Annotated in this window: 10 protein-coding genes; 1 reads left to right on the top strand and 9 read right to left on the bottom strand. The window is 74.8% G+C overall.

Going from position 1 to position 11,635, the window contains the following annotated elements:
• Positions 1–100: 100 nt before the first annotated feature.
• Entirely contained in the window at positions 101–1,189 is a 1,089-nt protein-coding gene (locus CUT44_RS24470) for a prephenate dehydrogenase (protein WP_100204113.1), read from the bottom strand.
• Between the two features lie 147 nt (positions 1,190–1,336).
• Here CUT44_RS24470 and CUT44_RS24465 point away from each other — a divergent pair, with 147 nt between their 5' ends.
• On the top strand, positions 1,337–2,053 hold the full coding sequence (locus tag CUT44_RS24465; protein ID WP_332888287.1) for a nucleotidyltransferase domain-containing protein: 717 nt from the start codon (positions 1,337–1,339) through the stop codon (positions 2,051–2,053).
• Here CUT44_RS24465 and CUT44_RS24460 read toward each other — a convergent pair.
• The 8 genes from CUT44_RS24460 to CUT44_RS24425 form a co-directional block, all read right to left on the bottom strand.
• Positions 2,044–2,850 carry a nucleotidyltransferase domain-containing protein gene (locus CUT44_RS24460; RefSeq protein WP_199185827.1) on the bottom strand — a complete coding sequence of 269 codons (807 nt, stop codon included), beginning with the start codon at positions 2,848–2,850 and terminating at the stop codon, positions 2,044–2,046. The two genes, CUT44_RS24465 and CUT44_RS24460, sit on opposite strands and share 10 nt — an antisense overlap.
• 116 nt (positions 2,851–2,966) lie before the next feature.
• Positions 2,967–4,046, bottom strand: a complete 1,080-nt coding sequence (locus tag CUT44_RS24455) for a pseudouridine synthase (protein ID WP_100204111.1) — start codon at positions 4,044–4,046, stop codon at positions 2,967–2,969.
• 12 nt (positions 4,047–4,058) lie between these two features.
• Positions 4,059–4,694: an SMC-Scp complex subunit ScpB gene (scpB, locus tag CUT44_RS24450; RefSeq protein ID WP_100204427.1), complete on the bottom strand. Its 636-nt coding sequence runs from the start codon at positions 4,692–4,694 to the stop codon at positions 4,059–4,061.
• A gap of 56 nt (positions 4,695–4,750) precedes the next feature.
• On the bottom strand, positions 4,751–5,932 hold the full coding sequence (locus CUT44_RS24445; RefSeq protein WP_100204110.1) for a segregation and condensation protein A: 1,182 nt from the start codon (positions 5,930–5,932) through the stop codon (positions 4,751–4,753).
• A gap of 26 nt (positions 5,933–5,958) precedes the next feature.
• On the bottom strand, positions 5,959–6,603 hold the full coding sequence (locus CUT44_RS24440; RefSeq protein WP_100204109.1) for a hypothetical protein: 645 nt from the start codon (positions 6,601–6,603) through the stop codon (positions 5,959–5,961).
• Positions 6,600–7,652, bottom strand: a complete 1,053-nt coding sequence (locus CUT44_RS24435; RefSeq protein ID WP_233221630.1) for a ParA family protein — start codon at positions 7,650–7,652, stop codon at positions 6,600–6,602. Before CUT44_RS24435 ends, CUT44_RS24440 begins: the two co-directional genes overlap by 4 nt.
• A gap of 544 nt (positions 7,653–8,196) precedes the next feature.
• Complete coding sequence (gene ald / locus CUT44_RS24430) at positions 8,197–9,312, bottom strand: alanine dehydrogenase (protein ID WP_100204107.1); 1,116 nt, start codon at positions 9,310–9,312, stop codon at positions 8,197–8,199.
• 226 nt (positions 9,313–9,538) lie between these two features.
• On the bottom strand, positions 9,539–11,596 hold the full coding sequence (locus CUT44_RS24425; RefSeq protein WP_100204106.1) for a tetratricopeptide repeat protein: 2,058 nt from the start codon (positions 11,594–11,596) through the stop codon (positions 9,539–9,541).
• Positions 11,597–11,635 lie beyond the last annotated feature (39 nt).

Genomic DNA, 11,635 nt, shown 5'->3' with positions numbered 1-11,635 from the left:
AGCACAGGTCCGCCGGGGCGCGGGAGACGGGCGGATCCGCCGGGTACGGCCTTCCGCCGGGCATTCCGCCCGGCACCAGGCTACCGGGGGCGCGGTCCTCCTACTGCTGCCGGATGGCCCAGCCCCGCTCGCGCAGCGCCGCGGCCAGGACGGGAGCCGCGTCCGGCTCGACCATGAGCTGGACATGGCCCGCCTGCTGGCCGGTGGCGTGCTCGATCCGCACGTCCTCGATGTTGACCCCGGCCCGCCCGGCGTCGGCGAAGATCCGGGCCAGCTCGCCGGGGCGGTCGCCGATGAGCACGGCCACGGTCTCGTAGGCGGCGGGGGCCTGGCCGTGCTTGCCCGGCACCCGGGCCCGACCGCTGTTGCCGCGGCGCAGCACGTCCTCGATGCCGGCCGCGCCTCCGGTGCGCTTGACGTCGTCGGCGGACTGCAGCGCGCGCAGCGCCCGTACCGTCTCCGCCAGGTCGTCGGCCACGGCGGCGAGGACGTCGGCCACCGGGCCGGGGTTGGCGGAGAGGATGTCGATCCACATGGCCGGGTCGGAGGCGGCGATCCGCGTCACGTCGCGGATGCCCTGTCCGCACAGCCGCACCGCCGTCTCGTCGGCGGTCTCCAGCCGGGCCGCCACCAGGCTGGACACCAGCTGCGGGGTGTGCGAGACCAGGGCGACGGCCCGGTCGTGGGCGTCGGCGTCCATCACCACGGGGACGGCCCGGCAGAGCGCGACCAGTTCCAGGGCGAGGTTGAGCACCTCGGTATCGGTCCCGGCGGTCGGGGTGAGCACCCAGGGCCGTCCCTCGAAGAGGTCTGCGCCGGCGGCCAGCGGGCCGGTGGTCTCCTTGCCGGCCATCGGGTGTGTGCCCAGGTAGGTGGTCAGGTCGCAGCCCAGCGCCTCGGCCTCCCGGCGCGGGCCGCCCTTGACGCTGCCGACGTCGATGCAGCCGCGGGCCGCGCCCCGCCGCTGCACCTCGGCGACGGCGGCGGGGATGTGCGCGGGCGGCACGGCCACCACGGCGAGGTCCACCGGCCCCTCGGGCGGGCGGTCCGTCCCGGCGCCCAGCGAAGCCGCGGTGCGGACCCGGTCGGTGTCGCGGTCCGTCAGGTGCACCCGCACGCCGCGGCCGGCCAGGGCCAGCGCGACGGAGGTGCCGATGAGTCCGGTTCCGATGACGAGTGCCGACCTCACCTGTTCGCTCCCCTGCCTCCGCGGCCCGCCGCTGCCGTGCTGCCGCCGTCCTCGTGTCCGGACCAGCGTAGGCGCCCGTCCGCCGGTCCGTGCGCGCCGCCCGTCCCGCGAGACGTACGGACCGGGGCGCGTGCCACAATCACGGCCGTGTCCTCACCCGCGCCGATACCCCCGGCCCCCGCCGTGCCCGGTCCGCGCGCCCTGGTGCGCGACCACACCGTCTACTCGTGCGTGATGGGCTCGCGGGCCTTCGGACTGGCCACCCCGGGCAGCGACACCGACCGGCGCGGTGTGTACGTGGCCCCGACACCGCTGTTCTGGCGGCTCGACAAGCCCCCGGCCCAGGTGGACGGCCCGGCACCGGAGCAGTTCTCCTGGGAGCTGGAGCGGCTGTGCGAACTGGCGCTGCGGGCCAACCCCACCGTGCTGGAGTGCCTGCACTCCCCGCTCGTCGAGCATGCCGACGAGGTCGGCCGGGAGCTGCTGGCACTGCGCGGGGCCTTCCTGTCCCGGCACGCGTACCGCACCTTCGCCGGGTACGCCGGGGACCAGCGGCGCAGGCTGGAGGCGCACCGGCGGGAGCGGGGCGAGGTGCGCTGGAAGCAGGCGATGCACCTGGTGCGGCTGCTGCTGTCCTGCCGCGGCCTGCTGCGCACCGGTGAGTTGTCCGTCGACGCCGGCGCCCACCGGGAGCGGCTGCTGGCCGTCCGGCGCGGCGAGGTGCCCTGGGACGAGGTGACCGGCTGGATCGCCCGGCTGCACGAGGAGACGGAGGCGGCCGCCGCCCGCACCCCGCTGCCCGCCGAACCGGACCGGGCACGGGTGGAGGACTTCCTGGTCCGCGTCCGCCGCGCCTACGTCTGAGCCGTCGGCCGGCCGGCCGCCTTCCGCACCCGTACGACCAGGTCGTGCAGGGCGTCGTGGCCACCCGGCCGGTCCGGGAGGGCGGAGGCGTCCCGGGCGCCGGCCAGGACGGTGTGCAGGGCCTCGGTGTCGGCGCGCAGGCGGTCGGCGTCCGGTGCCTCCGATGCGGGGACCGGAGCGTGCTCGGCCGCGGCCTTGGCCTCGATCAGTTCGGCAAGGTAGCCGGGTGCCTCGGCCACCCGGCCGAGCAGGGTGGGCAGATGGGCGCAGATCTCACCGGTGCGCATCAGGTGGATGCCGGTGAGCAGCGCGCGGAAGGTGTACAGCAGCGGCTTGAGCTCCCCCGTCCGTTCGTACAGCCGCCACTGGGTGGCGGCGAAGCCCCGGTAGTGGTGGGCGTGGTGGCGAGTGAGCACCAGGGGCGCGAGGGCGGTCAGCTCGGCGTGCGCGGCGGTGGTGTGCACCACCAGCGGGGAGAGCAGCTGCTCCAGGACGTAGCCGTTGCGGCGGAGCATCAGCCGGGCGAACTTGCGCAGGTCGTGGGTGACCAGGTCCATTTCCGCGGCCAGCCCGAAAGCACCGCGGTCCCACATGCGGGAGAAGGTCTCCTCGCCCTCCCGCAGCCCGATCAGATCCTCCACCGGCAGCAGATGGGCCCCGCGCACGTCGATGTCCGAGTCGCGGGAGGGGAAGCCGTACAGGTGCGCGCCGGAGACGGTCGCGAAGACCAGCGGACGGCGCTGTCCGGCCAGGACAGGACGCAGGTCGGGCAGGCCGGTGGTGCTCGGAGCGGTCATGCCGCCCATCCTGGCGGCCGGACGGCAGCGGCGGCCAGGGGGTTTCCCGGGTGGGGCCCGGTGTGCCGGGCGGACGGGGGCGCGGCGCACCGGCCGCGGCCCCCGCCGTCCCCGTGCTAGAGGCCGACCTCGTTCATCAGCATGCCGACCTCGGTGTTGGTCAGCCGCCGCAGCCAGCCGGACTTCTGGTCACCCAGCGCGATGGGGCCGAACCGGGTGCGGACCAGCTTGTCGACCGGGAAGCCGGACTCGGCGAGCATCCGGCGGACGATGTGCTTGCGGCCCTCGTGGAGGGAGACCTCGACCAGGTAGTTCTTCCCGGTGTTCTCCACCACCTTGAAGTGGTCCGCGCGCGCGTAGCCGTCCTCCAGCTTCACGCCCTCCTTGAGCCGCTTGCCCAGGTCGCGCGGGATCGGACCCTGTATCGCGGCGAGGTAGGTCTTGCGGACGCCGTAGCGGGGGTGGGTGAGCCGGTGGGCGAGCTCGCCGTGGTTGGTGAGCAGGATCAGCCCCTCGGTCTCGGTGTCCAGCCGGCCCACGTGGAACAGCCTGGTCTCGCGGTTGGTCACGTAGTCGCCCAGGCACTGGCGGCCCTCCGGGTCCTCCATGGAGGAGACCACCCCGGCCGGCTTGTTGAGCGCGAAGAACAGGAACGACTGGGTGGCGATCGTCAGGCCGTCGACCTTGATCTCGTCCTGCTCCGGGTCCACCCGCAGGCCCTGCTCGGTGACGACCCTGCCGTTGACCTCCACCCGGCGCTGGTCGATCAGCTCCTCGCAGGCGCGGCGCGAGCCCATGCCGGCCCGGGCCAGGACCTTCTGCAGCCGCTCGCCCTCCGGCTCGCCGAAGGTCTTGGGGAGCTTCAGCGCCGGCTTGGTGTGCCGGGCACGGTTGCGCTCCTCCAGCTGGGCCTCGTACTCGCGGGGACGGGCCGGGGCGGACCGCCCGCCGGTCCTGCCGCCCGTCCGCCCGGCGGTCCTGCCGCCGCCCGCCCCGGTGCCGCCGCCCTTGCCCCTGGGCGCCCCCTTGGCGCTTCCGGACCCGGCGGGTCCACCGGGTCCACCGGACCGGTCCGGGCTGCCCGTGTCGTAACGGCGCTCCTCGGGACGGGGCCGCCCCGTGCGCTTCTGCCTGTCGTCGCGGCTGTTGCCCGCGCCCCGGTAGTTCCGGTTGCTGTTCCTGCCGCTGCTTCGCATCAAGGTTTCCGTCTAACTGTCTCTAGGTCCGGTCCCGGCGTGGGAATCGCCGCTGTCGTCCACGTCGAACGACGGCACCCCCTCCTGGCTCTCCGCCTCGACCGCGTCCGCCTCGGGGAGGAAGGGCGCGAGCTCCGGAAGCTCCGCCAGGCTCCGCAGGCCCATCCGCTCCAGGAAGTAGTTCGTCGTCCTGTACAGGATCGCACCTGTCTCGGGTTCCGTGCCCGCCTCCTCGACCAGTCCGCGCTGGAGGAGGGTGCGCATGACGCCGTCGCAGTTGACGCCGCGCACCGCCGAGACCCGGGAGCGGCTGACCGGCTGGCGGTACGCGACCACCGCCAGGGTCTCCAGGGCGGCCTGGGTGAGCCGGGCCTGCTGACCGTCCAGGACGAAGCCCTCGACCGCGTCGGCGTACTCGGGACGGGTGTAGAACCGCCAGCCGCCCGCGACCGGGCGCAGGTCGAAGCCGCGGCCCTGCCGGGTGTACTCCTCGGACAGCTCGCGCAGCGCCACGGCGACCGCGCGGCGGGGACGCCCGAGGATCTTCGCCAGCCGCTCCTCGGTGGCGGGCTCGTCGACGACCATCAGGACCGCCTCCAGGGCGGGTCTGAGCTCCAGTTCGGCGACGGCGGAGGCGCCGGCCGGCAGGCGGGGGCCCGGCTCCGGGCCCGGGCCGGTGGCCGCGTTCGTGTCCGGTCGTGTGCTCACCTCTGGGCGTCCTTCCCCTTGCCGTCTCCACCACCGGTACCGCCGCCGGTGCCGCCGGTGCCGTCCTGGGCGTCGAACTCGTCGGTGACCAGCGACAGCGCCTCCGGCCCGCCCGCTCCGCCGCTCCAGCGCACGGTGAGGCCGCCCAGTGCCTCGGGCTGGTCGAGGAGGACCGCGCGCTCACGGTACAGCTCCAGCAGCGCCAGGAAGCGGGCGACGACGGTGAGGGTGTCCGGCGCGTCCTCGACGAGTTCCGCGAAGCTCGCCTCCCCCTTCTCCCGGAGCCGGGCCACCATGATCCCGGCCTGTTCGCGCACGCTGACCAGCGGGGCGTGGATGTGGTCGACGTACACCTGCGGCTCCGGCCGGGGCTGCATCGCCTTGACGGCCAGCCTGGCGAAGCCCTCGGGGCCGATCCGGATGACGACCTCGGGCAGCAGCTCGGCGTGGTGCGGCTCCAGGCCCACCGTACGGGGGTAGCGGCGGGCCTCCGCGGCCAGTCGTCCGCCGAGGATCTCGGCGACCTGCTTGTAGGCGCGGTACTGCAGCAGCCGGGCGAAGAGCAGGTCGCGCGCCTCCAGCAGGGCGAGGTCGGCCTCGTCCTCCACCTCGGCGGAGGGCAGCAGCCGGGCGGCCTTGAGGTCGAGGAGGGTGGCGGCGACGACCAGGAACTCGGTGGCCTGGTCGAGGTCCCAGTCCGGCCCCATGGCGCGGATGTGGGCCATGAACTCGTCGGTGACCCGGGACAGCGCCACCTCCGTGACGTCCAGCTTGTGCCTGGCGATCAGCTGGAGGAGAAGATCGAAGGGGCCTTCGAAGTTGTCCAGGACGACCTTGAAGCGGCCGTCGTCCGGCTCGCCCTCCGCCCCGGAGCGCGGCACGGGGCCGGGGTCGTCCCCCGGTACGGCGGCAGGTCCGGGCGGGGAGTCGGGGGCGGCCGGTTCCGGTCGCGGCACGGAGGCTCCGGCCGCCCCGGGTTGCTCCTCCGGTACGGGCTCCGCAGCGGTCCGGACGGCGGGCTCCGCGTCCGCGCCGTCCGGGGCGCCGTCCGGGCCCCGCTCCGCGGCCGGCACCGGTCCGGGCGGCGTCGCGGGGACGGCCGGTGCCGCCCCCGGCCCCCGGCCCAGCGGGCGGCGGGACGGCCGGGGGTCCGGCGCGGGTTCGTCGGCGGTCGGCATCGCGGGGCAGGTTACCGCCCCGCAGGTCAGCTGCCGCGCAGGCGGCGCACCAGGATGCTCGCGTCGCCGCGCGACTCCAGGTCCGCCAGGACCACGGCGACCGCCTCGCGGACGATCCGGCCGCGGTCCACCGCCAGGCCGTGCTCGCCGCGGAGCACCAGCCGGGCGTGCTCGAGGTCCATCAGCTCCTCGGCGGAGACATAGACCGTGATCTTCTCGTCGTGGCGCTCGCGCCCGCTGGGGCGCCGGGCGGTGACACGGCCGCGCCGGGCCGGGGCCGCCGCGCCGGCCCGGCTTCTGGACTGGCCCCGGGTGCCGCCGACCGGCTGGGACGCCGCCCGGCGCCCCTCCGCGGTGGCCTGGCCGTTCCGGGCCGGTGCCGCCTGACCCGCCTGGCCGGGCAACTGGCCCTGCGGACTCTGCCGGGAGCCGCGGCCGCTGTGGCCGTCGGCATCGTTCCCCGGGGAGCCCGGGGAGCCTGCCGCCTCCGCCCCGCGGTCCGGAGCGTCGTCCGCGGCCGGGGCGTGCCCGTCGGCCGGGACCGGCTCCCCCGAGGGAGCGGGGAGCCGGACGGCGGTAACGTCACCGCCGGAGTGCTGCTGGGGGGTCGACGGCTGGACCGGGGACCCCCCGGTGGAACGGAACAGTTCGTCGGCTGCCGGGAGACTCACTCGGCGTGGCACCGGGCGAGCACCTCCCTGGCGAGCTGGCGGTAGGCGGCGGCACCGACGGAGTTGGAGGCATAGGTGGTGATCGGCTCCCCGGCGACCGTGGTCTCCGGGAAGCGCACGGTGCGCCCGATGACGGTGTGGTACACGTTGTCGTCGAACGCCTCGACGACACGCGCGAGCACCTCGCGGCTGTGCACGGTGCGCGAGTCGTACATCGTCGCCAGGATGCCGTCGAGCTGGAGCTCGGGGTTGAGCCGCTCCTGGACCTTCTCGATGGTCTCGGTCAGCAGCGCCACACCGCGCAGCGCGAAGAACTCGCACTCCAACGGCACGATCACCTTGTGCGCGGCGGTCAGCGCGTTGACGGTCAGCAGACCGAGGGACGGCTGGCAGTCGATCACGATGAAGTCGTAGTCGGGCAGGAGCGGCGTCAGTGCCCGCTGCAGTGTCGACTCCCGGGCGACCTCGCTGACGAGCTGCACCTCGGCGGCGGACAGGTCGATGTTGCTGGGCAGCAGGTCCATGCCCGCCACCGCCGTCTTCAGCAGCACCTCGTCGGGCGACATGCCGCGCTCCATGAGGAGGTTGTAGACGGTCAGGTCCAGCTCCATCGGGTTGACGCCGAGGCCGACCGAGAGCGCGCCCTGCGGGTCGAAGTCCACGAGCAGCACCCGGCGGCCGTACTCGGCGAGCGCGGCGCCCAGGTTGATCGTGGAGGTGGTCTTGCCGACCCCGCCCTTCTGGTTGCACATCGCGATGATCTTCGCCGGGCCGTGTTCGCTGACCGGGCCGGGAATCGGGAAGTACGGCAGCGGGCGGCCGGTCGGACCGATGCGCTCACGGCGCTGCCGGGCGGCGTCGGGCGCGAGAGTGGCGGCGTACTCGGGATCGGGCTCGTACTCCGCGTCGGGGTCGTAGAAGTGCCCCTCGGGGAGCTCCCCGTGGTGGGGGCCCTGCTGGTCGGGCAGTCGGCCGGCGGACTCGCCGCCCGAGTGGTCGGCGGCCATGGCGCTCGCGCGGTGACCGTCCGTGCTCTGGTGGGCTGTCATGCTCGCCTGGTTCTGGTGGGCTGCGAAAGTCTGGACAGCGACGGAGCCGACGGCGCCGAGTCCCGCGGGGCCCTGGCCCCGTGAGGGCGTTCCTGGCTGAGCACCCCCGGGAGTAAATGTCGACTCATTCACAAGTCGTCCTACCTCCTTGGTGACCAGGAAACTTCTAGACAGGTCAGCGTGGCACCATGCCGATGATTGGCGACTCTATGGCGTGTCGGTGGTCCGCAGCAACACAATCCGCCGTAGACGGCGCGATGTGTCGGCAACCGCGTACCCATCTGTCAAGGGCGTAACAACCGCGCACGCGGGGCCCGGAGGAGCGCGAAACGGCAGAAGAGCGACGATCCCGGCCAGTTGACCATGCGATGACCAGGGATGTCGACATGCACACCGAGGCGGTGGCCCGAACCGGCCGCTTCCAAGCCGGGTGGGTGATGCGGTAATCACTTTGTTGACGCATGACGTTGACGCTTTACCGACTTTTCACCTGACACCCCGTCGGCGGGCCCGCCGACGACCGGTGGGCCCGCCGTTCCGGCCGTCAGCCGAGCAGCGTCTCCGGCTCGCGCGCCGTCAGGCCGTGCGCCTCGGCGACCGGCCCGTGGGTGATCTCACCGTCGTGGACGGTGAGCCCCCCGGCGAGCGCCGGATCGCGGCGCAGCGCCTCGCGCCAGCCACGGCCGGCCAGCTCCACCGCATACGGCAGCGTGGCGTTGGTGAGCGCGTACGTGGAGGTGCTGGGCACCGCGCCGGGCATGTTGGCGACGCAGTAGAAGACCGAGCCGTGGACGGTGAAGGTCGGCTCCGCGTGGGTGGTGGGACGCGAGTCCTCGAAGCAGCCCCCCTGGTCGATGGCGATGTCGACGAGGACGCTTCCCGGCCTCATCCGCGCCACCAGCTCGTTGGTGACCAGCTTCGGTGCCCTGGCGCCCGGGATCAGTACGGCGCCGATGACCAGATCGGCGTCCAGCACGGCCCGCTCCAGCTCGTAGGCGTTGGAGGTGACCGTCCGCACCCGGTTCCCGAAGATCCGGTCGGCCTCGCGCAGCTTGCGCACGTCCTTGTCGAGCAGGGTGACCTGGAAGCCCATCCCGACGGCGATCTGGGTGGCGTTCCAGCCCGCCACCCCGCCGCCGATGACGGCGGCGCGGCCCGCCGGGACACCCGGCACACCACCGGGCAGCACGCCGCGCCCGCCGGCCGACCGCATCAGGTGGTACGCACCGACCTGGGGGGCGATCCGGCCGGCGACCTCGGACATCGGAGCCAGCAGCGGAAGCGCGCCGTCGGCGGTCCGCACCGTCTCGTAGGCGATCGCGGTGGTGCCGGACCGCAGCAGCGCCTCGGTGCACTCGCGGGACGCGGCCAGGTGGAGATAGGTGAACAGAATCTGGTCCTTGCGCAGCCGGTGGTACTCCTCGGCGACCGGCTCCTTGACCTTCAGCACCAGTTCGGCGGTGGCCCACACCTCGTCGGCGTCGTCCAGGACGGTGGCGCCGGCCTCGACGTACTCCCGGTCGCCGATGGCGGAGCCCGCCCCGGCGTCCCGCTCCACGTAGACCCGGTGGCCGCCGCGTACGAGTTCGTGCACACCGGCCGGGGTGATGGCCACGCGGAACTCGTTGTTCTTGACTTCACGGGGGATGCCGACCTTCATGTCGATCACGGTCCTCGTATCAGGGGTGGTGGGATGGACCGGGACACACTCCGCGGCGCCCGGACGTCGGGTGGACATCCGGCCACGGCGGAGCGCCCGCAGCCAGGGCAGTTTATTGAAGGATTTACCCCTGTCCACCCTTAGGATGTTTCAGTTTTTTTGCAGAACACCAACGTTTCCCAGGGGGAGCCGTCGTGGCGGGGCAGCCGCCCGCCACCAGTCACCGCTACCCTCCACCGCCGTCCGCGCACTTCCGCACCCGCTCCGTCTCCGCCAGCGCGCGGGCGCACCCCTCCTCGTCGCCCAGCCTCCGGCACACCGCGGCCGCGGCCCGCCAGGCGCGCAGCGCCTCCTCCCAGCGCTCCGCGCGGCGGCACCCGTCCCCGATCCGGGCGTACAGCCGGGCCTCCGCCGCCAGGTCGCCGCCGGTCTGGCACAGGGCCAGCGCCCGGCCGTACCAGTCCGCCGCCCGCTGCCGGTCCCCCAGTTCCGCGTGGACGTCCCCGAGGGACTCCATGGCCCGTACGGCCACGCCGCCGGCCTGCCCGCCGAGAGCACGGGCGGCGTCCAGCGCGGCGCGGTAGCGCTCCATTGCCCGCCGGGGGCGGCCGGCCCCCGCGTCGAGGTCGCCGAGGTCCAGCAGGGCGGCGGCGTGCTCGCCGTGCAGGCCCCGCCGTGCGGTGACCGGCAGCAGCAGCTCCTGCAGGCGGTACCGCTCGGCTGCGGACCCCCCGGCCCCGCGGTGCGCCCGCAGCGCCGCGGTCAGGGCGACGGCCGGCCGCCGGGCGAGGGTGTCCAGTTCTCCGTCGGCCGCGGCGAGCCGGGCGGCGGCGCGCAGGGCGGGCAGCCGGGAGCCGAGCCAGGCGGCGGCCTCGGCGCGGGTGTCGAAACGCAGCGCGTGCGGCAGCCCGGCCGCCCTGGCGCGGGCCGGCGAGCCGGGCGGTTCGGCGGCGGCCCGACAGGACCCCAGCAGCCGCACCGTCCGTTCCAGCAGCCTCGCCCGCGCCAGCCGTACCTCGGCGGCACCCTCCCCCGCCGCCAGCAGGGCGGCCAGCAGAGGGTGCAGGCAGTCCGGGACTGTGTACTGCCTGAACACGGCGGCCTGCCTGAACACGGCGGCCTGCCTGAACACGGCGGCCTGCCTGAACACGGCGGCCTGCCTGAACACGGCGGCCTGCCGGAATGCGTCGGCGGGACGCAGCAGACCGAGCCGGGCGAGGTGCTCCAGCGCCGCCCCGGCCGTCCGCGGCGGGCAGCCCGCCAGGGCGGCCGCGACATGGGCGTCGACCAGCCCGGCCGGGGCGAGGGCCAGCAGCCGCAGGAGGCGGGCCGCGGACGGCGGCAGCGAGTCGTACGCCAGCCGGAAGGCACGGGCCAGCGGGTGGGCGGGCACGGCACGGCGCCTCCTGGGGCGCGGAACGCGGGCGGGGGCCGGTCCGTCCGCGTTCCGCGCCGGGCTTCCGCCGCTCCCGCCGGGAACACCCGTGCCACCCTCCCCGTCGTCCTCCCCACCGGGGAGGGCGCCCGGGAAGGGCTCGTCGGGGAGTTCCGCCAGCCGCCGGAGCGCCTCGGCGACGGACGCCATGGGATGGGCCGCCAGCCAGCCGCCCGCCAGAACGAGCGCGGCGGGCAGCCCGCCGCACGCCTCGGCCAGTTCCTCGGCGGCCCGCGGATCGACGGTGAAGCGGAGGTCGTCCCCGGCGCACCGGGCCAGCAGGGCGACGGCCGAGCCCGTGTCGAGCCCGCCGAGCGTGCAGGGCCGCACGTCCCGGACACCGGTCAGCGGTCCCCCGGAGACCGCCAGGACGAGGCAGTCCGGGTTGTCCGGGAGCAGACCCGCCAGCTGCCCTGGTCCGCTCACCCCGTCCAGCAACAGGATGCGGCGGCCGTCGCCGAGTACGGCGCGCAGCTCTCCGGTGAGCTCCTCCTCCCCCGCTCCGGCGGACACCGGGCGGCGGAGCGCGCCGAGCAGGTCCCGGACGGTGTCCTCAGTGGGCACGGGGGTGCCGTCCGGGCCGGTGAGCCGGGCGCGCAGCACCCCGCCGGGATAGTCGGCGGCCACCCGCCGCACGAACTCCTCCGCCAGCGCGGTACGGCCCGAGCCGGGACGGCCCGCGACGAGCAGCACACGGCCGCGGGGCACGGGGCGGCCGGAGAGGGTGTCCGGCCCGCGGCCGGCGTCGGCGCGCAGCCGGTCCAGTTCGCGCCGTCGTCCGGTGAAACCCTCCGGACCGGAGCCGGCGGCCGGGACCGGCCCACCGGTGTGCACCGCCTGATCCACCACGGAACGAGGGTAGTTCACCCGCCCCGCCCCGGCACCGGG

It is taken from the genome of Streptomyces carminius, assembly GCF_002794255.1.
In the GTDB taxonomy this organism is placed as follows: domain Bacteria; phylum Actinomycetota; class Actinomycetes; order Streptomycetales; family Streptomycetaceae; genus Streptomyces; species Streptomyces carminius.
Note: the sequence above shows the minus strand (reverse complement) of the source record. Positions and strands in the feature narration are given on the sequence as shown.